This window comes from Streptomyces chattanoogensis (assembly GCF_001294335.1).
In the GTDB taxonomy this organism is placed as follows: domain Bacteria; phylum Actinomycetota; class Actinomycetes; order Streptomycetales; family Streptomycetaceae; genus Streptomyces; species Streptomyces chattanoogensis.
Map to the genome: position 1 here is coordinate 580,334 of NZ_LGKG01000001.1, position 22,831 is coordinate 603,164.

The 22,831-nt window shown below is 72.4% G+C and carries 19 protein-coding genes; 12 read left to right on the plus strand and 7 right to left on the minus strand.

The features are described 5' to 3' along the window. Nucleotides 1-38 precede the first annotated feature (38 nt). The 4 genes from ADL29_RS02555 to ADL29_RS02570 all read left to right on the plus strand — a co-directional run bounded on the left by ADL29_RS02555 (nt 39) and on the right by ADL29_RS02570 (nt 4,827). Nucleotides 39-1,049, plus strand: a complete 1,011-nt coding sequence (locus ADL29_RS02555; protein WP_053922105.1) for an ABC transporter permease — start codon at nt 39-41, stop codon at nt 1,047-1,049. 74 nt (nt 1,050-1,123) lie between these two features. Beyond that, nucleotides 1,124-2,206 (plus strand): ABC transporter ATP-binding protein, encoded by a 1,083-nt coding sequence (locus ADL29_RS02560; protein WP_053922244.1) that lies wholly within the window; start codon nt 1,124-1,126, stop codon nt 2,204-2,206. A 29-nt stretch (nt 2,207-2,235) separates the two neighbouring features. Next, nucleotides 2,236-3,288 carry an ABC transporter ATP-binding protein gene (locus tag ADL29_RS02565; protein ID WP_053922245.1) on the plus strand — a complete coding sequence of 351 codons (1,053 nt, stop codon included), beginning with the start codon at nt 2,236-2,238 and terminating at the stop codon, nt 3,286-3,288. Nucleotides 3,289-3,399: 111 nt separating this feature from the next. Further along, nucleotides 3,400-4,827: a M1 family metallopeptidase gene (locus ADL29_RS02570; protein ID WP_053922106.1), complete on the plus strand. Its 1,428-nt coding sequence runs from the start codon at nt 3,400-3,402 to the stop codon at nt 4,825-4,827. 32 nt (nt 4,828-4,859) lie between these two features. On the opposite strand, the gene ADL29_RS02575 is transcribed toward ADL29_RS02570, so the two are convergent. Continuing rightward, a complete protein-coding gene (locus tag ADL29_RS02575) occupies nt 4,860-5,486 on the minus strand; it encodes a trimeric intracellular cation channel family protein (protein ID WP_053922107.1) in 627 nt (208 codons plus the stop codon). A gap of 115 nt (nt 5,487-5,601) precedes the next feature. On the opposite strand from ADL29_RS02575, the gene ADL29_RS02580 reads away from it, so the two are divergent. The 5 genes from ADL29_RS02580 to ADL29_RS02600 all read left to right on the plus strand — a co-directional run bounded on the left by ADL29_RS02580 (nt 5,602) and on the right by ADL29_RS02600 (nt 14,165). Beyond that, nucleotides 5,602-6,450: a thioesterase family protein gene (locus tag ADL29_RS02580; RefSeq protein WP_053922246.1), complete on the plus strand. Its 849-nt coding sequence runs from the start codon at nt 5,602-5,604 to the stop codon at nt 6,448-6,450. Between the two features lie 123 nt (nt 6,451-6,573). Then, nucleotides 6,574-6,999, plus strand: coding sequence for a CU044_2847 family protein (locus tag ADL29_RS02585; RefSeq protein WP_053922108.1), 426 nt, complete (start codon nt 6,574-6,576; stop codon nt 6,997-6,999). An 8-nt stretch (nt 7,000-7,007) separates the two neighbouring features. Next, nucleotides 7,008-9,128 (plus strand): VMAP-C domain-containing protein, encoded by a 2,121-nt coding sequence (locus ADL29_RS02590; RefSeq protein ID WP_245689100.1) that lies wholly within the window; start codon nt 7,008-7,010, stop codon nt 9,126-9,128. Between the two features lie 43 nt (nt 9,129-9,171). Next, nucleotides 9,172-10,194 carry an AAA family ATPase gene (locus tag ADL29_RS02595; RefSeq protein ID WP_078970666.1) on the plus strand — a complete coding sequence of 341 codons (1,023 nt, stop codon included), beginning with the start codon at nt 9,172-9,174 and terminating at the stop codon, nt 10,192-10,194. After that, nucleotides 10,191-14,165 (plus strand): SAV_2336 N-terminal domain-related protein, encoded by a 3,975-nt coding sequence (locus ADL29_RS02600; RefSeq protein ID WP_053922111.1) that lies wholly within the window; start codon nt 10,191-10,193, stop codon nt 14,163-14,165. Before ADL29_RS02595 ends, ADL29_RS02600 begins: the two co-directional genes overlap by 4 nt. Before the next feature lie 21 nt (nt 14,166-14,186). Here ADL29_RS02600 and ADL29_RS02605 read toward each other — a convergent pair whose 3' ends face one another. Next, nucleotides 14,187-15,035 (minus strand): alpha/beta fold hydrolase, encoded by an 849-nt coding sequence (locus tag ADL29_RS02605; protein WP_053922247.1) that lies wholly within the window; start codon nt 15,033-15,035, stop codon nt 14,187-14,189. 140 nt (nt 15,036-15,175) lie between these two features. On the opposite strand from ADL29_RS02605, the gene ADL29_RS02610 reads away from it, so the two are divergent. After that, on the plus strand, nt 15,176-16,345 hold the full coding sequence (locus tag ADL29_RS02610; protein WP_053922112.1) for a cysteine desulfurase family protein: 1,170 nt from the start codon (nt 15,176-15,178) through the stop codon (nt 16,343-16,345). A gap of 31 nt (nt 16,346-16,376) precedes the next feature. Here the strand turns inward: ADL29_RS02610 and ADL29_RS02615 are convergent, their stop codons facing one another. Next, nucleotides 16,377-17,192, minus strand: coding sequence for an N-acetylmuramoyl-L-alanine amidase (locus ADL29_RS02615; RefSeq protein WP_078970699.1), 816 nt, complete (start codon nt 17,190-17,192; stop codon nt 16,377-16,379). Nucleotides 17,193-17,237: 45 nt separating this feature from the next. Here ADL29_RS02615 and mnmA point away from each other — a divergent pair, with 45 nt between their 5' ends. Further along, nucleotides 17,238-18,368 carry a tRNA 2-thiouridine(34) synthase MnmA gene (mnmA, locus tag ADL29_RS02620; protein WP_053922113.1) on the plus strand — a complete coding sequence of 377 codons (1,131 nt, stop codon included), beginning with the start codon at nt 17,238-17,240 and terminating at the stop codon, nt 18,366-18,368. A 39-nt stretch (nt 18,369-18,407) separates the two neighbouring features. Here mnmA and ADL29_RS02625 read toward each other — a convergent pair whose 3' ends face one another. The 3 genes from ADL29_RS02625 to ADL29_RS02635 form a co-directional block, all read right to left on the minus strand. Beyond that, on the minus strand, nt 18,408-18,836 hold the full coding sequence (locus ADL29_RS02625) for a type II toxin-antitoxin system VapC family toxin (RefSeq protein WP_053922114.1): 429 nt from the start codon (nt 18,834-18,836) through the stop codon (nt 18,408-18,410). After that, complete coding sequence (locus tag ADL29_RS02630; protein WP_245689101.1) at nt 18,833-19,132, minus strand: hypothetical protein; 300 nt, start codon at nt 19,130-19,132, stop codon at nt 18,833-18,835. Before ADL29_RS02630 ends, ADL29_RS02625 begins: the two co-directional genes overlap by 4 nt. Before the next feature lie 330 nt (nt 19,133-19,462). Continuing rightward, nucleotides 19,463-20,020, minus strand: a complete 558-nt coding sequence (locus tag ADL29_RS02635) for a GntR family transcriptional regulator (protein WP_063788371.1) — start codon at nt 20,018-20,020, stop codon at nt 19,463-19,465. A 521-nt stretch (nt 20,021-20,541) separates the two neighbouring features. Between ADL29_RS02635 and ADL29_RS02640 the strand changes: the two genes are divergently transcribed. Further along, nucleotides 20,542-21,237, plus strand: a complete 696-nt coding sequence (locus ADL29_RS02640; RefSeq protein ID WP_053922248.1) for a VC0807 family protein — start codon at nt 20,542-20,544, stop codon at nt 21,235-21,237. 40 nt (nt 21,238-21,277) lie between these two features. On the opposite strand, the gene ADL29_RS02645 is transcribed toward ADL29_RS02640, so the two are convergent. Further along, nucleotides 21,278-22,471 (minus strand): Cmx/CmrA family chloramphenicol efflux MFS transporter, encoded by a 1,194-nt coding sequence (locus ADL29_RS02645; protein ID WP_053922249.1) that lies wholly within the window; start codon nt 22,469-22,471, stop codon nt 21,278-21,280. Nucleotides 22,472-22,831 lie beyond the last annotated feature (360 nt).

Genomic DNA, 22,831 nt, shown 5'->3' on the forward strand with positions numbered 1-22,831 from the left:
CGGTTCCGGCCGGCCCGCGGTACCGGCGCCGCATCCCCGTGTTCTCGTACATCATCCGCAGGTTGATCAGCGCAGTGATCCTGCTGCTGATCGTCAGCGCGGTCACCTTCGGCATTTTCTTTCTGCTGCCGAAAATGGCCGGGCAGACCACCGACCAGCTTGCCCAGCAGTACATCGGAAAGGCCCCCACGGCCGCGGACATCGCCGCGGTGAAGAAGAATCTCGGCCTGGACAAGCCCGTGTACGAGCAGTACTGGGAGTTCCTCAAGGGCATTTTCGTCGGCGTCGACTACAAATTCGGACCGGACGCGGCCAAGTGTCATGTGCCGTGCTTCGGTTATTCCTTCAAGACGCATATCGAGGTCTGGCCCGAAATCCAGTCCCGGCTTCCGGTGACGCTGTCGCTGGCCGCCGGTGCGGCGGTGCTGTGGGTCGTCTCCGGTGTCGCCACCGGTGTGCTCTCCGCGCTGCGTCCCGGCTCGCTCTTCGACCGGATGGCCATGGGCGTCGCCCTGGCCGGCGTCTCGCTCCCCATGTTCTTCACCGGCGCCCTGGCGCTGGCCCTGTTCACCTACCAGTGGCCGATCTTCGAACGCAGCGATTACGTACCGCTGATGGAGGATCCCCTGCTCTGGGCGCGCACCCTCGTGCTCCCCTGGGTGACGCTGGCCTTCCTCTACTCCGCGCTCTACGCCCGTCTCACCAGAGCGGGCATGCTCGAGACGCTGAACGAGGACTACATCCGCACGGCCCGCGCCAAGGGCCTGCACGAACGCAAGGTCGTGCTGCGGCACGGTCTGCGGGCCGCGCTCACCCCGATCATCACCGTCTTCGGCATGGACCTGGGTCTGCTGCTCGGCGGCGCGCTGATCACCGAACAGGTCTTCTCGCTCAAGGGAGTCGGCGCCTTCGCGGTGGAGGCGATCAACGCCAACGACCTCCCGAACATTCTCGGCGTCACCCTGCTCGCCGCGTTCTTCATCGTCATTTGCAACCTTGTGGTGGACGTTCTGTACGCCGCCGTCGACCCGCGGGTGAGGCTCTCGTGACCGACTCCTCCGAGGACAAGAACGGGGCGGCGGAGGCCGCCGACACCGCCGGGGCAGCGGCCGAGGCCGGGCCCGTGGCGGAGACCGGGGCGGCGCCCGCCCCCGCCGGGCCCGGCAAGCCCGCCGCCTTCCTCGAAGTGCGCGACCTCAAGGTGCACTTCCCCACCGACGACGGCCTGGTGAAATCCGTCGACGGGCTGACCTTCAGCCTGGAGAAGGGCAAGACGCTCGGCATCGTCGGCGAGTCCGGCTCCGGCAAGTCCGTCACCTCGCTCGCCGTCATGGGGCTGCACCGCGCCTCGCGCCGGCAGCGCAGCAAGGTGACGATGTCCGGCGAGATCTGGCTGGACGGCAAGGAGCTGGTCGGCGCCGACCCGGACGAGGTGCGCCGGCTGCGCGGCCGCCAGATGGCGATGATCTTCCAGGATCCGCTGTCCGCGCTGCACCCCTTCTACACGGTCGGCAGCCAGATCGTGGAGGCCTACCGCGTCCACCACGACGTCGACAAGAAGACCGCGCGCAAGCGGGCGATCGAGATGCTCGACCGCGTCGGCATTCCGCAGCCCGACAAGCGGGTGGACGACCATCCGCACCAGTTCTCCGGCGGTATGCGCCAGCGCGCCATGATCGCCATGGCGCTGGTCAACAACCCCGAGCTGCTGATCGCGGACGAGCCGACCACCGCCCTGGACGTCACCGTCCAGGCGCAGATCCTGGACCTGATCCGCGATCTGCAGAAGGAGTTCGGCTCGGCGGTCATCATCATCACCCACGACCTGGGCGTGGTGGCCGAACTGGCCGACGACCTGCTGGTGATGTACGGCGGCCGGTGTGTGGAGCGAGGCCCCGCCGAGCGGGTCTTCGCCGCGCCCCAGCACCCGTACACCTGGGGTCTGCTCGGTTCCATGCCGCGCATCGACCGCGACCAGACCGACCGGCTGATCCCCGTCAAGGGCTCGCCGCCCAGCCTGATCAACGTGCCGTCCGGCTGTGCCTTCAACCCCCGTTGCCCGTACGCGGACGTCCCCAAGGACAACCTCACCCGCACGGTGCGCCCCGAACTGCGCCAGGTCGACGGCGGGCACTTCTCCGCCTGCCACATGGCGCAGGAGGAGCGGGAGCGTATCTGGACCGAAGAGATTGCGCCGAAGCTGTGACCGAGACGACTGACGAGCAGAACACCACGATCCCGCTCCAGAAGACGGGCGAGACCCCCGAGGGCGGGTCCGCGGACGCCGAGCCGCTGCTCAAGGTCCGCGGTCTGGTCCGCCACTTCCCGATCACCAAGGGCCTGCTCAAGCGCCAGGTGGGGGCCGTCCAGGCGGTCGACGGCATCGACTTCGACGTACGGCCCGGGGAAACGCTCGGCGTTGTCGGCGAGTCCGGCTGCGGCAAGTCGACGATGGGCCGGCTGATCACCCGGCTCGACGAGCCGACCGGCGGCTCCATCGAGTTCCAGGGCCAGGACATCACGCATCTGTCCCCGGGCAGGCTGCGTCCGATGCGCCGCGACGTCCAGATGATCTTCCAGGACCCGTACGGTTCGCTGAACCCGCGGCACACCATCGGCGCGATCGTCTCCACCCCCTTCCGCCTCCAGGGCGTCGAGCCCGAGGGCGGTGTGAAGAAGGAGGTGCAGCGGCTGCTGGAGCTGGTGGGCCTGAGCCCGGAGCACTACAACCGCTACCCGCACGAATTCTCCGGCGGCCAGCGCCAGCGCATCGGCATCGCCCGCGCGCTGGCGCTCAAGCCCAAGCTGGTCGTCGCCGACGAGCCGGTCTCGGCCCTCGACGTCTCCATCCAGGCCCAGGTCGTCAACCTCATGGACGACCTCCAGGAGGAGCTGGGCCTGACGTATGTGATCATCGCGCACGATCTGTCCGTCATCCGGCATGTCTCGGACCGGATCGCGGTCATGTACCTCGGGAAGATCGTCGAGCTGGCGGACCGCAAGGCGCTCTACGACTCGCCGATGCATCCGTACACCAAGGCGCTGCTGTCCGCGGTGCCGGTGCCCGATCCCAAGCGGCGTACCCAGCGCGACCGGATCCTGCTCACGGGCGATGTGCCCTCGCCGATCAACCCGCCCTCCGGCTGCCGGTTCCGTACCCGCTGCTGGAAGGCGACCGAGGAGTGCGCCACCACCGAGCCGCCGCTGGTCGCGCTGCGCACCGGCCACCAAGTGGCCTGCCACCACCCGGAGAACGCGCCGGCGGAGCAGAAGGACAGCACCAACTGAGCTGTTACGCCTGAGGAATTGGTAAAGTCCTGGGCAAACAGGGGCGGGAGAGTGCAGAGTCAGCACGATTGTTCATCATTCGTGTGTTCGATGGTCCCGAAGGGACGGCTCATGGCACTCTCTCGCTCCGCCCGTCGCACCTCCCGCTGGCTCGCCCTCGCCACGGCGGTGGCCTCCGCCGCCACCCTCGCCGCCGGCCCCGCCACGGCGTCCGCGCCTCCCGCCTCGCCCGGCGCCCCCGGAGTCGGCGACCCGTACTTCCCCGAGCTGGGCAACGGCGGCTTCGACGCCCTGCATTACGACCTCGGTGTCAGCTACGACCCCGACAGCGGCCTCCTGGAAGGCCGTACGACCATCAAGGCCAAGGCCACCAAGAACCTGAGCGCCTTCGACCTGGACCTGCAGAAGCTCCGGGTGGAGTCGGTCAAGGTGAACGGCGAGAAGGCGGCGTTCACCAGGTCCGGCGACGAGCTCACCGTCACCCCCGCCGCCCACCTGCGCAAGGGGCAGCGGTTCAGCGTCTCCGTCGCCTACGCCGGCATACCCGAGGCGCTCGGCGGTCCCATCATCTTCGGTTCCCCCTACGGCTGGATGAAGACCAAGGACGGCGTCTTCGTCGCCTGCGAGCCCAACGCCGCCTCGACGTGGTTCCCCTCCAGCGACCACCCCGGCGACAAGGCCACCTACGACATCCGCATCGACGCCCCCAAGGGCCTGACCGGCATCTCCAACGGCCGGCTGGTCAGCTCCCACGAGAAGGGCGGCCGCTCGTACTCCCACTGGCGCGAGACCAAGCCGATGGCGACCTACCTGGCCACCGCCACCATCGGGAAGTTCGACGTCCGTACGGGCACCACCCCCGGCGGCACGCCCATCTACGTCGCCACCGACCCCACCCTGCCCACCGGCAACGTCGACGTCTACGGCATCACCGCCGAGGCCACCGACTACTGGTCCAAGGTCTTCGGCAAGTACCCCTTCGAGGAGACCGGCGCGATCGTCGACGACATGCCGCAGGCGGGCTTCTCGCTCGAGGTGCAGTCCAAGCCGGTCTACTCGGCCGTACGCGACGAGACCACCATCGTCCACGAGCTGGCCCACCAGTGGTTCGGCGACTCGGTCTCCGTCAAGAACTGGCAGAACATCTGGCTCAACGAGGGCTTCGCCAGCTACGCGCAGTGGCTGTGGGACGAGCACAAGGGCACCCGGAGCGCCCACGATGCCTTCCGCAAGCAGTACGCGGCCATTCCGGCGGACGACGCCTTCTGGAAGATCAAGGTCGGTGACCCGCAGCGGGACACCATGTTCTCCCGCGCGGTCTACAAGCGGGGCGCGATGACCCTGCAGGCGCTGCGCGAACGCATCGGCGACAAGGCGTTCTTCAAGCTGCTCCCGGCCTGGACCGCCGCGCACCGCTACGGCAACGCGGAGACCTCCCAGTTCATCGCGCTCGCCGAGAAGATCTCGGGGCAGCAGCTGGACGACCTGTTCCAGACCTGGCTGTACACGGACACCAGGCCGGCCCTGCCCGGGAAGTAGAAGTGAAGTAGGAAGTAGGGGGAAGGACCCGGCTAGCCGGTGTCCCCGCCGCGCTTGCCGAGCTGCTGCGGCCGCGGCAGATGCACCCCGAGGTAGACCGCGCCCATCCGCAGCGCGAACACCACCCCCGCCGAGACCGCCGCGGCGGGGGTGGCTCCCACCCCGAGGTGGTGCAGCGCCAGATAGCAGCAGGCGCCCGCCAGGGCCGCGATGGCGTACACGTCCTCGCGCAGCAGCAGCGGCGGGAACTCCCCGCACAGCACGTCGCGGATGACCTCTCCGGTGACCCCGGTCAGTACGGCGAGGATGATCACGGCCAGCGGCGTGACGCCCGCCTCGATCCCCGCGCGGGCCCCGATCACCGTGACCACGGACAGCCCGACCGCGTCCACGACCAGCAGCGACTTATGCGGCAGCTGCCAGAACCGCAGATAGATGATGGTGCCGACGCCGACGCAGATGATCAGCGTGAGCAGCACCCAGTCGTGTGTCCACACCGGATCCCGGTTGAGGATGGTGTCCCGCAGCGTGCCGCCGGAGACCGCCGCGGCGAAGGCGAGCACCAGGCCGCCGAACGGGTCCATGTTGGCCCGGTAGGCGGCCAGCACCCCGCTCGCGGCGAAGGCGGCGATGCCGACCAGGTAGAGCGCATGCAGCATGGCGGCATCATCGCAGGCCCGGAATGCCTGCCTCCGCCCGAGGTCACCGCGAGGCCGCCGAGGGCTGCGAAAATTGACACTACCGGTCGGTAATTTATCCGTGTACCGTGCCGCCATGGCAACGGTGACCATCGGCAGCAGTGAGTTCGACCGGGACACGGCGGTCACGCGCCGCGCCCCCGGCGTCTATGACGCACACCTCTCCGCCGGCTGGACGATCATCCAGGCGGTCAACGGCGGCTATCTGCTCGCCCTCATGGGCCGCGCGCTGGGAGACGCCCTCCCGCACCCCGACCCCTTCTCGGTCACCGCCCACTATCTGACCGCCTCCGTCCCGGGCCCCGCGGTCATCCGCACCGAGGTGGTCCGCGCCGGGCGCTCGATGTCCACCGGCACCGCCAGCCTCGTCCAGTTCCGCGAGGACGGCACCGAGGTCGAGCGGCTGCGCGTGCTCGCCTCGTACGGCGATCTGAGTGCCCTCCCCGACGATGTCCGGACGACCGCCAAGCCGCCGGCCATTCCGCCCTACGAAATCTGCCCCGGCGCCGACAGCGCGCCCGGCGGCCGCCCGGCCATCTCCGGCAGTACGGCCATCACCGAACGCCTCGCCCTCCGTCTCGACCCGGCGACCGCCGGCTGGGCCGTGGGCGCACCGTCCGGCAAGGGCGAGATGCGGGCCTGGTTCGGCCTGGCCGACGGCCGCGACCCCGACCCCCTCTCGCTCCTCCTGGCGGTCGACGCCCTCCCGCCCACCGCCTTCGAGATGGGACTGTCCGGCTGGGTCCCCACCGTCGAGCTCACCGCCCACATCCGCCACCGCCCGGCCCCCGGCCCGCTCCGGGTCGCCATCACCACCCGCAACCTGGCGGGCGGCTTCCTGGAGGAGGACGCCGAGGTGTGGGACTCCGAGGACCGACTGGTGGCCCAGTCACGGCAGTTGGCGCGCACTGTGCTGCACGGGTGACGGGGACGGGTGCCCAAGCGCCCCGGGAGCGCTCCCTTTTCGCAGGTGGCTCCCGGTACGGCTGCGGAAAGTGTGACGTAAAACGCGGGCGGTGACGGTGCGGCTCATGTCAGACTGGCCGTCATGGGGGACGTGCCGCTGAAGCTGGAGGACGGGACCGTCGTATGGCTGCGGGCCGAGGAGCCCCCCGCCGACGGCCACTCCGGTGCGGTTCCCGGCCAAGCCCCCGCCCCGGACGCCGAATTGGAGCTGCCCGACGCCTTCGGCTCCGCCCAGCCGGTCAGCGTGGACAGCCGGATGAGCCGCGCGCTGACCCGCGGCGGGGAGGCCCTGGAGGAGGCCCTGCGTCCGCTCGGCGGCGTCCTCTCCCAGATCCACCGCTCGATCGCCGGCGGCAGCCACCGCCCCGACGAGGTCACCGTCGAGTTCGGCGTCACGCTCGGCTCCGATCTGCGCCTCGGCGTCTTCTCCGGCAAGGGCGACGCCAGCTTCAAGGTCTCGGCCAAGTGGAACCTCGGCGCGGGTGAACCCGGCGGGACCACGCCATGATCGCGGGCGTGGGTCCGGACACCCCGCTCCAGCTGTCCTTCGCCTCCGTGCGGCACGGCGAACGGGCCGTCGGAGCGGGTGTGCTGGTCGCCGAGCGCCTGGTCCTGACCTGCGCCCATGTCGTCAACAGCGCACTGGGGCGGGGACGGTTCGGCCAGGACACCCCCGCACCCGGCGATCTGGTCACCCTCCGGCTGCCCCACGTCGCACCTGCCCGAGATCTGTCCGCCCGGGTCGTACGGGAGATGTGGGTGCCCCCGCGGGCCGGGGCCGCCGGGCGCGAACCGGTGGAGCCGGGGCGGCTGCCGTACCACGGCGACCTCGCCGTCCTGGAGCTGACGGACGCCCCGCCCGAGGGCGCCGAGCCCGCGCCGTTCCTCCAGCACAACCACGCGGGCGAGGTCATCGCCTTATGGGCCAGTGGCAATCCGCTGCCCACGGTGCGCGCCGTGCCCCGGGTCTCGGCGCCGCCCTGGATCGCGCTGGATGTGCTCGGTGGCGCGCAGGTCACCGAGGGCTTCAGCGGCGGACCGCTGTGGGACCGCGAACGGCAGGCCGTGGTCGGCCTGGTGGCGGCCGTGCACCGCGCCCCGGAGACGGCGGCACCCGGCGACCGGCCGACGACGATGTACGCCATCAGCGTCCCCGCCATCGAGGCCGAACTCCCCGCGCTCCCGCCCTCGGCGGTGCCCACCGCCCGCCGCGGGGTGCAGCAGCTGCTCACCGCGCTGGAGCGGGTCCTCAAGGGCCGCGAGGCCGTCCTGGCCTGCGAGGAACGGCTCGCCGCCCGCCTCGGCAGACCCTCGGCCGGCCCGGCGGCCGACCTGGACCGGCTCGTCGGCCTGGCGGCGAGCGTCCGCCGCGGCCTGCCCGAACTCCTCGATCTCGTACGGGACCACGAGCCGTACGGCGCCCGCGAGGACTGGGAACGCCTGCGCCGCGCCGCCCGTACGGTCCGCCCCGGCGAATATCTGACCACCCGTCAGCGCCGCGACCTCGCCGGCCTGCTGGCCCACTGCTCCCGTACGGACCCCCGCACCCTCCTGGAACGCGTCCTGCCGCACGCCCCGGAGCTGCCCGCCGTCACCGGCCTCGCCGATGCCATGGACGCCCTGGAGGGCTTCGGTTCCGCCGCCGGTGCCCCCGTACCGCCGCTGCTGCAGGGGGTGGTGCGCATCGCCGTCGAGGAGCGCGCGGCCGGTCCCTATCCCGCCGAGGACCTGGACGCCTGGGCCGAGCGGGTGGCCGCCCGGTCGGGGGTGGACGAGGCGGCGGTCAGCCAGTTCCGCGCCGATGTCGAGGCCGCCGCGGCGCCGGCCCCGGCGGGCCCTGCGGCCACCGGATCCCGCGCCCACGCACCCGTCGCCCCGCGCGTCCAGGTGGAACTGCTGCCCACCGCCACCGGCCGCCGCTTCACGTACCAGATCTGGACCTTCGCCGACGGCCAGCCGCACCGCCTGGCGCTGGTCCATGACGCGGAGGCGGGCAGCGAGCAGGTGGTCGACGACATCCGCCGGGTGCTGCGCACCGAGGTCCGGGAGGACCCGGAGACGGCCCTGGTGGAGTACTTCCTGCCGTCCGCCTGGCTCGGCCTCGACGTCGACTCCTGGGAGTCGCCGGACAGCGACGAGGACGGGCCGTTCGCACCCGGTATCACCCGCCGGGTGGTGGTCCGTACGACCGAACGCTCCCGGGAGAGCTACGCCGGCTGGAAACAGCGCACCGCCGCCCTGCCGCACGCCAAACACCTGGTCCTCGACCACCGGCACACCGACCGCAAGGTGGCCCGCGCCCAGCTGGAGGTCCATCGCGACGCCGGAACGGTGATCGTGTGCTGCGCGCCGCACCACCACGGCACGCTGCTGCGCCAGTGCGTCCAGGCGGGCGTCCACACCGTGCTGTGGCACCGCGCGGAGCACGGCGAGCGCATCGCCCAGGACCTGCTGGCCCTGGTGGACGGTACGGACCACGCCGAGGTCCCCGAAGCGGTACGCCTGGAGCGGGCCAAGGCGATGGCCGAGCCCGAGAGCGCGGGCCACCACGGCCGCCGGCTCTCCCTGCTGTACGACGCGCCGGATCACCGGCCCCCGCAACTCGCCCCCGATGCCTGGGTGTTGACGCAGCCATGAACACCTGTGAGTGGACGCACGCCATGAACGAGGAGAACGAGCGGTGACCGGACAGAGCGCAGTGGGCGCCTACGACGACCCGGCGGCGAAGCCCGAGGACTGGTGGGTGTTCCGCGGCCCGGCGGACCTGCCCGCCCCGCCGCCCTGGCGGCGTTTCCCGGGTTCCCCGGCCACCGGCCCCGCGGCACCCCGCGCCCCGTACCTCCTCGAGCGCAACGAGATCTCCGTCGTCAACGCCGCCCTGCATCTGCACCGCCCGCTCCTGGTGACCGGCCGCCCCGGCGCCGGCAAGAGCTCGCTGGCCCGCGCCGTGGCCGAGGAGCTGGGCCTGGGTGACGTACTGCGCTGGTCGGTCAACAGCCGCTCCACGCTCCAGGACGCCCTCTACCGCTACGACGCCGTGGGCCGGCTGCGCGAGGCCTCGCTGCGCCGCGAGCGCGAGGCGCCGCGCGGCTCCGGCCGCCGCCCCAGGGCCCGGCGCACCGCCACGGCCGGCGACATCGGCCAGTATCTGCGCCTGGGCCCGCTCGGCAGCGCCCTGGCGGCCGACCGCCCCCGGGTGCTGCTCGTCGACGAACTCGACAAGGCCGATATCGATCTGCCCAACGACCTCCTGGTCGTCCTGGAGGAGGGCGAGTTCGAGATTCCGGAGCTGGCCCGGCTGCCCGAGCACCAGCAGGAGGTGCAGGTCCTGCTCAGCGGCAGCCGCGAGCGGGTCGCGGTACACCGCGGGGTGGTGCGCTGCGCCCACTTCCCGATCGTCATCATGACCAGCAACGGCGAACGCGACTTCCCGCCCGCCTTCATGCGCCGCTGCGTACGGCTGGACCTGCCGGAACCGACCGGCGACCGGCTGCGGAAGATCATCGAACACAATCTGGGCGAGCAGGCGGTCGCCGCGGCCGAGGACCTGATCGAGGTCTTCCACCAGCGCGCGAAGACCCAGACCCTGGCCACCGACCAGCTGCTCGCCGCCGTCCATCTGCGCATCAGCGGCGCCGACCTGAGCAAGGAAGAGCTCCTCGCTGCCGTACTGCACCGCCTCGACGAGCCCATGTCGCCATGATCGACGCACTGCGACAGGCGATGTCGGCCGCCGGCTACGACCTCGGGGCCACCGAACTCCTCGATGTGCTGTGGCTGGCGCGGGTGATGGAGGGGCGCGGGGCGCCTCAGGTGACGGGGGAGCCGGGGGAGAGCGTGGATGAGGCGGGGGCCGAGGGGGACTTCGGGGCTACGGGTGCCGAGGGGGAAACCGTCGGGAGGCCCGGTGAGCCCCCGGGCGCGGCCGGGGAGGACGGTGCGGCCGCAGAGCCTGGTGACCGTGCGGATCCCGCCACCGCCGCAGATGCCACGGGCGCGACGGATGCCACGGACGTCACGGATTCCACCGGCCCCTCCGACTCCACCGACCCGGCCGGCCCCTCCGCACCCGTGACTCCCGGCGGTCCGCCCCGTCGCGCCCTGTACGCCATGGGCAGCCAGGGCGGCGACCCGGCCGCGGACCGCGCCCGCCCCGCACGGGTACCCGGCGGCCGCGCGCTGCCCGACGCCCAGCAGCTGGGCCGCGCGCTCCGCCCGCTGCGCCGCCCCCGGGACCACCCGCACCGCACCGTCACCGACGTCGAGGCCACCGTCCGGCTGGCCGCCGAAACCGGCTTCCTCGACGTCGTCTCCCGCCCGGACCAGGAACACCGCTGGTCGGCGGTGCTGCTGGTGGACTGTTCCCCGTCCATGCAGGTCTGGGGCTCGCTGGCGGCCGAACTGCGCGCGCTGCTCGCCCGGAGCACGGTCTTCCGCTCCGTCGACGTCCATCTGATCGACCCCCGGGACCCGGCCTGCCCGCTGCGCGGCCGCGGGACCGCCCACGCGTCGCTGACCTTCCTCCTCACCGACGGTACGAATCCCGGCTGGCGCAGTCCGCAGGCCGTACGGGCCCTGACCGGCTGGGGCCGCGGCGGCCCGGTGGCCGTACTGAACCCGCTGCCCCGGCGGCTGTGGCGCGGTACGGCCCTGGACGCACGGCCCCGACTCCTCGCCGCACCGGGGGAGTTCGACCCCGTCGGACGGCTCATCGTCTGCGACGCGCTGAGCGGCGAACGCGACCCGGAGGCGGACGGTCTCCTCGCGCTGCCCGTCCTGAACCCCACCGCCTCCGCCCTGGAGCAGTGGGCCGGACTGCTCACCCGCCCCGGCGTCCCCCACCTGATCGAAACGGCGCTGCTGGACGAGGCGCCGCTGCATGCCCCGCCGCCCCGGCCGCACGGCACCGCCGAGGAACTGCTGGCTCACTTCCGGGGCGCCTTCTCGCCCGAGGCATACCGCCTCGCCGTCCGCCTCTCCGCCATCCGCCCCCTGACCACACCCCTGATGCAGCTGGTACGCGTCGCCACGATGCGCGACGCCGGGCCCACCCATGTCGCGGAGATCCTGCTCGGCGGCCTCCTGGAACGCACCGACCGGGCCCGTGGCGCGGCCGCCGCGCAGGCGCTGGACCGCGCCCTGGGCCCGCTGCCGCCGGGCCATCAGGTCCAGCCCGTCTACGACTTCCGCCCCGGCGTCCGTGAGCTGCTGTTCAGCGGCCTCGGGGCCGAACAGGCCGTGGAGGTCGTCGAGGCGGTCGGCCGTTCCCTGGAGCCGTACATGGGGCGGCTGCCGGACTTCCCCGTCCTGATGGGGGACGAGGAGGGGGAGCTGCGGCTGGATGCGTCGGCGCGGGCGTTCGCCGTGCTGGCCAGTCCGGTGCTGGAGCGGATGGGGGGAGCGGCGCCGGAGCCGGGGAACGGCGCGCTGCCGCAGCCGCGCCGCCCGGTGGCCGCGCCGCCGGACCCCGGGCCGGTCACTGCGCTGCCCCCGGCACCCGAGCACTTCTTCGGCCGTACGGAGGAGATCGCCGAGCTGGTGGCCGGGCTGACGGGTGCGGACGGTCCGGCGCCGTGCTGGGCCGTCCACGGACCGCCCGGCGCCGGGAAGACGGCGCTGGCCCTGCGGGTCGCGCACGAGGTGGCCGGACACTTCCCGGACGGGCAGTACTTCGTCGGCCTGCGCGACGGCGGGCCGGGCCGCGCCGCGCAGTACCGTTCGCTCCTCGCCGGGCGCCGGGTCCTCCTCGTCGTGGACGATGTCCCCGAGGACGGCGAGGCGCTGGCCGCCCTTCTCCCGGAACGTCGGGCCCGCTCCGGCGCCGTGCTGGTCACCGGCCTCCGGCGCCCCCGGCTCGACGGCCTCACCGGCAGCATCGAGCTGGCCGGGATGACGGCCGTCGATGCCCACCGCGCCCTGCCCGAGCATCTGCTGCTCCGGTGGCTCGACGACCGGCTCACCCCGCTCGCGCGGCGCGCCTTCTGCCTGCTGGCCGTACCGGACGGCGCCGAGCTGTCGCTCCCTGCCGCGGCCGCCGTACTGGATACGACGGCGGACCAGGCCCGCGACGGGCTGGCCGAGTTGCTGGCGATCGGCGCGCTGCGGACCACGGCCTGCGGCCACTACCGCTACACCGGAGAACTCAGGTCCTTCGCCCGGGGCATCGCCGACCGCGAGCTGCCCGGGGACCGGCGCGACGAGCTGCTGACCCGGCTGCTGACCTGCTACCTGGCCACCGGCCGTGCTCTGCACGAGAGCCGGTATCCGGGGGACGGCTGGTGGAGCGCCCGCGCCCGCGCTTCCCCGTCCGCCACGGACCCCGACCGGGCCCTGGCCGCCTGGGCGGACGAGCTGCCCCAGGCACTCGCGGTGATCCGGCAGACCGCGGTCCGGCCCGGGCGCAGTATGCGGCTCGCCTCCTACCTCCTGCTGCTCGCTCAGGTGGCGGCGGACTCCGGGGCGCTGTCCGCCGCGTACGAACCGGCCGCGCGGGCCGTGGCGGTACAGGCGGCCCGGGAGGGCGACCACAAGTCCGAGACCCGGGCCCGGGTCGCGCTCGCCGACGCGTACATCGCGCGGGGCAGGTTCGACCGGGCCGAGCCCGAGGCGCGGACGGCAGAAGACCTGGCCCGCCGTTCCGGGGATCCCCTGGCGCGCTTCCGTGCCCCGTACGCCCGCGGGATCATCGCCCTTCACCAAGGACAGCACAACGCGGCGGAGCGCCACCTCACCGCTGCCTGGGAGTGCTGCCGCACCCACCACGACCAGTTGGGCGAGGCCGCCGCACTCGCCGCGCTGGCCCGGGTGTGGGTGGCGACCGGCAACAGCGAGGAAGCCGTCCTGTTCGCCGAGCGCAGCGTGGGCATCTACCGCCGGTCCGGCGGCGGCACCCCGCGCCTCGCCCACGGCCTGTACGCCCTGTCCGAGGCGCTGTCGTCGGCGGGCCGGCACACCGATGCGCTCCATGCGCTCTCCGAAGCGCTGCCCCTCTTCGAGAAGGACCGCCAGCACCTGTGGGCGGGCCGCACCCGCTGCCGTACGGCCGAGGCGATGGCCGCGCTGATCCGGCCCAGTGAGGCCGCGGCCGCCGCACAGGACGCCGCGAAGCGGCTGCTGGTGCCGGGCGGCGAGCGCTGGCGGGCCGATGCGCTGGCCGTGCTGGGGCACGCCGAGACCGCTCTCGGCCGCAAGCAGGGCGCCCAGGCGCACTGGCGCGAGGCGCTCGCCGTCTACGAGGAGTTCGGCGCCCCGGAGGCCGAGGGCCTGCGCGCGCTGCTACGGGACAAGGCCGGGCCGCCGGCATCCGCCGCGCGCCGGCCGGGCGTCTCGCGCTCGGCGGACAGGGCGACCACCGGAACGGTCCTGCGCGATCTGACGGCCGCCGTCGCCACCCTCCGGGACCGGCTGCGGCTCTCCCCCAAGCTCTCGACTTCGCTCGAGCAGGGAGGTGCCCCCCTCGCCGGCCGGGACAACGGCTTCGAGGCGATCGAGGCCGAACTCGCCGCCCTGCTGGCCGACTTCACGCGCACGGGCCGCCCCCCACGCTCCGGCCTGGAGCGCGTGCGCACGTCCCTGGAGACGGCGGCCTCGGACGACGCCCTGGCGGGGGCGGCGCCCGACGTACGCGACGCCGCCGCCACGGTCCACAGCCTCACCCGCCGCCTCGCCCCGTAACCGCACCCCTGGCGGCCCGCTCTACCCGTCCGACCGCAAAAAGCCCGCCAACGCCGCCGTGAGCTCCGCGGGTGCGTCCTCCTGCACCAGATGCCCCGCCCCCTCGACGACGCGAAGCCGCGCGCCGGGAATCCGGGAGACCAGCTCACGGCCCTTGGCGAGGGGAATCCAGGTGTCCTGCGCGCCCCAGCACACCAGCACCGGCACCTCGATCTCCCCGTACCGCCCCTGCACCTCGTCCGTGAACCGCTGATCGTTCTGCTCGATCTGGCGGTAGAAGGCGGGCTGCCCCTCTTCCGTGCACCAGGGCGTGACCAGTCGGTCGAAGACGGCCGGGTGCAGCCCCGGATGGCTCGCCGAGGAGAGGTACTCCCGGACCAACGCCCGGTGCAGCTCCGGCGGTAGCTGCCCGAAGACCTCGGAGTGCGCACCCAGCAGCCGGTACGAGGGCGAGCCCCAGGGCCCCAGCGCCACCGGGTCGACCAGCGCCAGCCGCGCGTACCGCGCACCGTGCAGCAGATGGGCCCGCAGCGCGACGCACCCCCCGAAGTCATGGGCGACGACGGCTGGTCCGGGCCCGTCCGCCAGCCCCCAGTGCGCCAGCAGCTCGCCGAACACCCGCCCCTGCGCGGCGAGCGACACATCCTGGCCCGCCCGCTTCTCCGAGGCGCCGTAACCCGGCATGTCCCAGACGAACACCCGGTGCCGCGCCGCGAGGGCCCGCGCGACCCCGCGCCACACATACGACGAGAACGGCGTCCCGTGCAGCAGGACCACCGGCGGCGCCGCCGGCTCCTCCCCGAGGACGGCCCACCGCACTTCATCGCCCGACGAGGTGCGGAACGTACGATCCAGCAGCCACTGTGTCATGAGCATAAGGCTAGACACTCCTTACAGAGGTGTCCATAGGGGCGTCCATAGGGGCGCCGACCCGGATTCCGGTGGCCCTCCCGCGCGCCCGGCATGCGCCCCCAGGCCCCCGCGCACCTGCTCGTAGAATCGTGCGCACCATGGTTTACCTCGACCACGCCGCCACCACTCCGATGCTCCCGGAGGCGGTGCAGGCGATGACCGCCCAGCTGACCGTCACCGGCAATGCGTCCTCCCTGCACGCCGCCGGTCGCCGGGCCCGGCGTACCGTCGAGGAGGCGCGGGAATCCCTCGCGGCCTCGCTCGGCGCGCGCCCGAGCGAAGTCGTCTTCACGGCCGGCGGCACCGAGGCCGACAACCTCGCGGTCAAGGGCCTGTACTGGTCGCGCCGGGCGGCCGACCCGGCCCGTACCCGCGTCCTGGCCAGCCCCGTCGAGCACCACGCCGTCCTGGACGCGGTGGAATGGCTCGCCGAGCACGAGGGCGCCACCGTCGAGTGGCTGCCGGTCGACCCCTACGGCCGGGTGCACGCCGACGCCCTGCGCGAGGCCATCGCCCGCAACCCCTCCGACGTCGCCCTCGCCACCGTCATGTGGGCCAACAACGAGATCGGCACCATCCAGCCGGTCCATGAACTGTCCGCGGTGGCGAGGGAGTTCGACGTCCCGCTGCACGCCGACGCGGTCCAGGCGTTCGGTCAGCTCGACGTCGACTTCGGCGCCTCCGGGCTCGCCGCGATGACCGTCTCCGGCCACAAGATCGGCGGTCCGTACGGCATCGGCGCGCTGCTGCTCGGCCGCGAATACGCCCCCGTGCCCGTGCTGCACGGCGGCGGCCAGGAGCGCCATGTCCGCTCCGGCACCCTGGACACCCCCGCCGTCGCCGCCTTCGCCGCGGCGGGCCGGTATGCCGTCGCCCACCGCGCGGAATTCGCCCGCGACATCGGCGCCCTCCGCGACGACCTGATCAAGGCCGTACGCGCCGCCGCCCCCGACGCCGTCCTCGGCGGCGACCCGGACCCCGCGGGCCGCCTCCCCGCCAACGCCCACTTCTCCTTCCCCGGCTGCGAGGGCGACTCCCTGCTCCTGCTCCTGGACGCGCAGGGCATCGAGTGCTCGACCGGCTCCGCCTGCACCGCCGGCGTCGCCCAGCCCAGCCATGTCCTCCTGGCGGCCGGCATGTCCCCGGCCCTCGCCCGCGGCACGCTGCGCTTCTCGCTCGGCCACACCTCCACCGCACAGGACGTGGCGGCCCTCGCCGACGCCATCGGCCCGGTGGTGCAACGGGCCCGCAGCGCCGGCCTGAGCTAGGGCCCGTCCGGCGCATCAGGGCCGGACGGCCCTAGGGAGTGCCGCCCCCGCCCGCACCCCGGGGAGCGGCCGCCCGGCCCTCCCCGGCCCCGCCCTTCGGGGACGGATGGCCGGCCCGCGCCTGGAGCCTCCAGAGCTCCCGCACCACCAGACCCACATAGCGGTCCCAGTCCCAGTGCGGCCCCGGGTCGGTGTGATCCGCCCCGGGCACCTCCACATGCCCCACTATGTGCTCCCGGTCGGCCGGGAACCCGTAGCGATGGCATATCCCGGCCGTCAGCCGCGCCGACGACGCGTACATGGCAGCCGTGAACGACTCCGGGCGGTCCACGAACCCCTCGTGCTCGATCCCGACGCTCCGCTCGTTATAACTGCGGTTCCCCGCATGAAATGCCACATCCAGCTCGCGCACCGTCTGCGCGATATGCCCGTCCTTGCGGATGACGTAGTGCGCCGCGGCCTCGTGCTCCGGGTCCTGGAAGACGCTCAGCGCGGTGGCGAAGCTCCCCTGCACCACATGCACCACCACCCGGTCGATCTCGTAATCCGCCGGCCGGTCCGCCCGCCGGTAGTTCTCCGGGGACGCCGCGACCCACTGCGCGCCCCGGTGATCGACGGCCCCCGGCTTCCGCGGCTTCTCGTTGCCCGGCAGCCGCCACCACCAGTGAGACAGCTCACCCGAAGCACCCAGCGCGGCCGCACCGGCAGCCACCACGGCCCCGGCCCCGATCCACAGGGCCCGCCGCCGCGCAGGCCCGGAAGACGCAGGCCCGGAGGACTCTGCCTCCCCGCCGCCCCCGCTCTCCCCGCCCTTGTCCTTCTCCCCGTCTTTCCCCACGTCCCGCATAACGCTTTCCGGCCCGCCGAGAGTTCCGCTTACCCTGGACTGGCTATGACTGATGACGCCCCCCGCCGCCTCCGCGTACTCGCCGCCATGTCCGGCGGCGTCGACTCCGCCGTCGCCGCCGCCCGCGCCGCCGAGGCCGGCCATGACGTGACCGGCGTGCATCTCGCGCTCTCCGAGAACCCGAAGTCGTTCCGTACGGGCGCCCGCGGCTGCTGCACCATCGAGGACTCCCACGACGCCCGCCGCGCCGCCGACGTCATCGGCATCCCCTTCTACGTCTGGGACCTCGCCGAACGCTTCCGCGAGGACGTCGTCGACGACTTCATCGCCGAGTACGAGGCCGGGCGCACCCCCAACCCCTGCCTGCGCTGCAACGAGAAGATCAAGTTCGCCGCCCTCCTGGACAAGGCCCTGGCCCTCGGCTTCGACGCCGTCTGCACCGGCCACTACGCCACGGTCGTCCTCAACCCGGACGGCACCCGCGAACTCCACCGCGCCTCCGACATGGCCAAGGACCAGTCCTACGTCCTCGGCGTCCTGGACGACAAGCAGCTCGCCCACGCCATGTTCCCCCTCGGCGACACCCTCACCACCAAGCCGGAGATCCGCGAAGAGGCGGCCCGCCGCGGCCTGTTCGTCGCCAAGAAGCCGGACAGCCACGACATCTGCTTCATCGCCGACGGCGACACCCAGGGCTTCCTCGCCAAGCGCCTGGGCACCGCCGAGGGCGACATCGTCGACGAGTCCGGTACGGTCCTGGGCACCCACGAAGGCGCGTACGGCTTCACCATCGGCCAGCGCAAGGGCCTGCGCATCGGCCATCCGGCCCCCGACGGCAAGCCCCGCTACGTCCTGGACATCTCCCCGGTCACCAACACCGTGACCGTCGGCCCCGCCACATCCCTCGACGTCACCGGCCTCACCGCCATCCGCCCCCGCTGGTGCGGCCGCCCCCCGGCCTCCGGCCCGGCCACGTACACCGCACAGCTCCGCGCCCACGGCGGCGAGACGGACGTCACGGCGGAACTGGTCGACGGCACCGAGCTCCGCGTCACCTTCACGGAGCCGGTACGGGGCGTGGCCCCCGGCCAGGCGATCGTCCTCTACGACGGGACCCGGGTGGTCGGGTCGGCGACGATCGCCACTACGGAGCGGCGGGTGGCTGCGGGAGCGTAGCCCGGCCGCCCGGCCGCCCGGCTGTCGGCTCCCGGGCTGTTACGCGGAGTACTCCCAGGGGTTGACCACGGCGGCTCCGGTGTGCTCGAAGTGTTTGACGTTCCGGGTGGCCACGGTCCAGTTGTTGGCCAATGCTGTTGCGGCAATCAGGGCGTCCGGCGGGTCGATGCTGGTCCCGGCCGCCTTGAGTTCGTTGTGCAGCTTGACGTACGCGATTGCTTCCGGTTCGTCGATGACGGCGCTGCGGCTCCGGTAGATGTGCCGTACGTCGGCCAGCGCCTGGGCGTAGCGCTCGTGCAGATAGGCGTCGGGCGCGGCTGCGACTCCCGCCTCGATCTCCGCGATGGTGATGACGCTGACGTAGCGATTGGGGCGTGGCGTCGAACGAAACCAGGCCAGGACGCGTTCATCGGGCTTGGCGCGGGTGGTGAGCTCGGCGATGACGTTGGTGTCGAACAGGAAGTTCACTTGCTCTGCTCCTGCTCCTGGTCCCACTTCGGCTCATCGTAGGACCGGGCGCCGAATTCCAGTCCCTCGAACGGTGTCGACAGCAGGAATTCCTCGAAGCCGTCGAAGCCCAAAGTGATCCACCGGTGGAGCATCTCAGGCAGGGCGTCGATCTCCGTCTTCGCCAGCTCGGCCTCGAAGTGCCGCCGCTGATCCTCTGGGAGCGCCTCCCGGATGTCCTGAATGGTGTGCAACGGATGCGACGCCTTCCGGGCGCCGCCCGGGTGCGGCTCGTCATGAGGTGGTGAAGACGTCATGGGCGACCCCTTCTCGGCGAGTGCAGTACTCATCTCTGTCCGTTCAGGCTACGGCCTTGCGGCCTGGGTGGGTCGGTGATGCGGCCGGTCGGGCGTGCGCCCGGTCGGCCCGGCAGCCGCGGCAGCGCCCGGGGCGATCGGCGCGGAAGGCGCGGTCGCAGCCGTCGCAGTTCTGGAGCGGGATGACGGAGGGACGGTCGCGGCGTGGGGGCGGGCTCGTATGGGTCGGAGGGCGCAGGACGGCCAGCCGGTGAGCCAGCAGGCGGGCCGGGCGGAACCTGATGGGTTCGGGGAGGCGATCGGTCAGGGCGGCGGTGATCTCCTGGGGGGCTACGCCCCGGTCGAGCCACTCCGTGACCGCCGGGGCCAGCGCGGCGATCTCCCGCTCGGAGAGGAGGAGGCGGCGGTCGCGGTGGTGGAGACGGGCCAGGAGGTCGGTGGCCTGGGGCGCGGGCGCCGTCGGTGGCTCGGGGCGAGCTCCTGGTGCGGCTCGGGCTCGGCGACGGGTTCCGGCCCGGGCTGAGGCACCGCTCCTGGCTGGTCGTCCGGCATCGCTCCCGGCAGGTCGTACACAAAGGTCCGCGTCACGACCCGCCCCCGCGGCCCCCGCTCGACGCGGCGCTCCAGCCAGCCCTCCGCCTCCAACTCCCGTAACGCCGCCGAGATCACGACCTTGCCCTCGGCGAAGTGCGTGCACAGCGCCTGAATGGAGATCGGCGCGCCATCCGGGAGCGACAGGATGTACGCGGCGACGCCGACCGTGACCGCGCTACCGGCGCGCTGCGCAAGGCGGTTGGCGAGGATGGTGAAGTGTGCAGTCTGGCGCGCACGGATGTGTGTGACGCCGCTGGAAACGCGCGCGGGCGCGTTAGAATCCGCAGAAGTCATCAGGGAAGCTCATTTCTTCCTCGTGATCAGGCCCTCGGGTTGGGATGGCAGTCCCGCCGGGGGCCGTTTCATGTCCAGTTGTGGTGGCACAGCGCTGATGCATTCGCTGATGTGCGCTGTCGGGGCGGCGGTAGGTAGGTGGGAGTTCTCTACCGGGTTTCTTTGGTTAGCCGTCCGACGCACCGCCGGGCGGCCGGTCGGAACCTGGTGCCGTTCCACCGCCTTCCCGCCGGACGGCTTCCGGTGTGACCTGCGCGGATGCGGTTCTGCGTCGTGCAGGGCCGGGGCAATGACAAATGTCATGGATATCTCGGGACAGTCGCTTCTGTTGTGGGGTGGGGGCGGTGGGCGAAGCTGAACGCGTCGAAGAACGGTGACGCAGCAGGTCATAGCCCAACTCGGGGGAGTTCACGGTGAGTCAGACCACCAGTCAGAGCCAGAGCCAGAGCCAGAGTCGGAGTCAGAGCGAGGGGGAGCGGCGGGGTTCGGCCGCTGCCGATGCCAAACCCGCCAACCCCCTTCTGAAGAGCCTCACACCACTGATCGTGGACGCCGGTATCCCGGTGGCCTCGTATTACGTCCTCAGCGACGGCTTCGGGCTGAGCACGGTGGCGGCACTGGGCTGGAGCAGCGTGGTGCCGGCGCTGCGCACGGTGTGGGACCTGGTCAAGAACCGGAGTCTCAACGGCCTGGCACTGGTGATCCTGATCGTCAACGTCGTGGGGCTGGCAGTGAGCACGATGGCCGGCGATGCGCGGCTGATGCTGGCGAAGGACAGCGCCGTGAGCAGCACTGTCGGAATAGCGCTGCTGATCTCCGTACGCATGAAGCGGCCGCTGATGACCGCGGGCCTCAAGCCGTGGGTGACGAAGGGGAGCGCGGCCGGGAACGCCGCGTGGGACCGGTTGATGGCGGGCTCCGAGCCCTTCCGACGGGCCGAGCGGAGGTTCTCGGCGATATGGGGGAGCGCGCTGCTGACCGAATGCGTGCTCAAGGTCATCGGCGCCTACACGGTGCCGGTCCACACGATGGTCTGGCTCGGCACCGTACTGACCGTGGTGGCCATCCTGGTGGCGATGTTCGCCGCGGGGGGAACCTCGGCCGACCCGATGGAAAAGATGGTCAAGGCCGAGATCGAGCGGGCCGCCGAAGCGACAACTGTCGACGAGACGGAGGTAGTTGCGCCAACTGCCAAAGTGGCCGCGGCCGACAACTGAAGCCGCCGAGCGCCCGGCGGTCAAGGGCCGGTACGGGGCGTCAGCCGCTGGGTGACCGGTGCGCCGGGGACTGCGGGGGTGCCGATGTCCGTCGTCGTAGCGGGTGGGATACGGCAGCCACGGCGAGCGCGGTCGTCACCAGGAGGGCGCTGACCCAGAGCGGCGCCCGGTAGCCGAGGCCGGCGGTGAGGGGGAGGCCGCCCAGCCAGGGACCGAGGGCGCCGCCCACGTTGAAGGCGGCGGTGGCGAAGCTGCCGGCCAGGGTGGGTGCCTCCTTCGCCACGTACAGGACCTGGGAGATCAGCGTGGAGCCGACGGCGAAGGAGAGGGTGCCCTGGAGGAGGACGAGTACGGTCGTCGCCGCCGGGAGCGTGGCCGTGAGGGCGAAGGTGACCCAGCCGAGGAGCAGGGCCGGTCCGCCGGTGGCGAGGAGGAGAAGGGGCCGGGCGTCGGCGAAGCGGCCGCCGACCGTGACACCCAGGAACGACCCCAGGCCGAAGAGCGCCAGCATGCCGGGCACCCAGGTCGAAGTGAGCCCGGTGACGGTGGTGATCAGCGGGGCGAGGTAGGTGTAGGCGCAGAAGGTGGCGCCGTTGACCAAGGCGCCGAGGAGCAGGGTCACGACGAGCCGCGGGTTGCGCAGGGAGCGCAGTTCCGCGCGGGCGGAAGGGGAGGAGGGGCGGGGGCGGCCGTCGGACGGTACGGACCGGAGAATCGCGATCACGGCCGGTACGGACACGAGGGCCACCGCCCAGAACGCCGAGCGCCAGCCCCACAGCTGACCGAGCCAGGCACCGGCCGGGACGCCGGCGACACAGGCGATGGTGACGCCGCCGAGCAGTACGGAGGTGGCCCGGCCCTTGGCATCCGGAGCGGCCAGGGCGGTCGCGGTTGCCACGGCCACCGCCAGGAACCCGGCGTTGGCGAGCGCCGCCACCACCCGCGTGGCCAGCAGGACCGCGAAGCCGGTCGTGACCGCGCCGAGGATATGCACGAGCAGGAAGGTCACCAGGAAGGTCAGCAGCGCGCGCCGGCGTGACCAGCGCAGGCTCGCGAGGGCCATCAGCGGGGCGCCGATGATCATTCCGACGGCGAACGCAGAGGTCAGCGCGCCCGCGGCGGGGATGGACACGTGCAGGTCGCGCGCGATGTCCGGGACGAGGCCGGACAGCATGAACTCAGAGGTGCCCTGGGCGAAGACTGCCAGGGCCAGCAGATGGACGGTGAAGGGCACAGCACGGACGGCAGGCACCGCACGGGCGAAAGGCACAGCGAGACTCCAAGACTCCGCAGCCACGGGAGGCGATCGGTGAAGCGATCGGCGAGGTGATCGGTGGGATGCGATCAGTCAGGCGATCGGCGAGGTGATCGGTGAGGCGAGCGGTGTTCCGGTGGCAGCGGGCGACGCCGACGGCGCAAACGACCGCACGGCTTCACGGCCTCATCGGAAGAGGGCGCGGAGCTGTGCGCTTCGGCGCGGCGTTGCGGGGAGACAGGCCACCGGACAACCGGTGGCTAGCGTCTTGAGGACTCGGGGCTGGACACGGGCGCACGGTAACGACGGCAGCGGCGCCGTGTCCATGGATTTATGGCA

What these genes read in the sequence shown, in the direction of transcription:
- ADL29_RS02570 (WP_053922106.1), top strand. Translation starts at nt 3,400, where the DNA reads ATGGCACTCTCTCGCTCCGCCCGTCGCACCTCCCGCTGGCTCGCCCTC.
- ADL29_RS02575 (WP_053922107.1), bottom strand. Translation starts at nt 5,486, where the DNA reads ATGCTGCATGCGCTCTACCTGGTCGGCATCGCCGCCTTCGCCGCGAGC.
- ADL29_RS02580 (WP_053922246.1), top strand. Translation starts at nt 5,602, where the DNA reads ATGGCAACGGTGACCATCGGCAGCAGTGAGTTCGACCGGGACACGGCG.
- ADL29_RS02585 (WP_053922108.1), top strand. Translation starts at nt 6,574, where the DNA reads ATGGGGGACGTGCCGCTGAAGCTGGAGGACGGGACCGTCGTATGGCTG.
- ADL29_RS02600 (WP_053922111.1), top strand. Translation starts at nt 10,191, where the DNA reads ATGATCGACGCACTGCGACAGGCGATGTCGGCCGCCGGCTACGACCTC.
- ADL29_RS02605 (WP_053922247.1), bottom strand. Translation starts at nt 15,035, where the DNA reads ATGACACAGTGGCTGCTGGATCGTACGTTCCGCACCTCGTCGGGCGAT.
- ADL29_RS02610 (WP_053922112.1), top strand. Translation starts at nt 15,176, where the DNA reads ATGGTTTACCTCGACCACGCCGCCACCACTCCGATGCTCCCGGAGGCG.
- ADL29_RS02615 (WP_078970699.1), bottom strand. Translation starts at nt 17,192, where the DNA reads ATGCGGGACGTGGGGAAAGACGGGGAGAAGGACAAGGGCGGGGAGAGC.
- mnmA (WP_053922113.1), top strand. Translation starts at nt 17,238, where the DNA reads ATGACTGATGACGCCCCCCGCCGCCTCCGCGTACTCGCCGCCATGTCC.
- ADL29_RS02630 (WP_245689101.1), bottom strand. Translation starts at nt 19,132, where the DNA reads ATGACGTCTTCACCACCTCATGACGAGCCGCACCCGGGCGGCGCCCGG.
- ADL29_RS02635 (WP_063788371.1), bottom strand. Translation starts at nt 20,020, where the DNA reads ATGACTTCTGCGGATTCTAACGCGCCCGCGCGCGTTTCCAGCGGCGTC.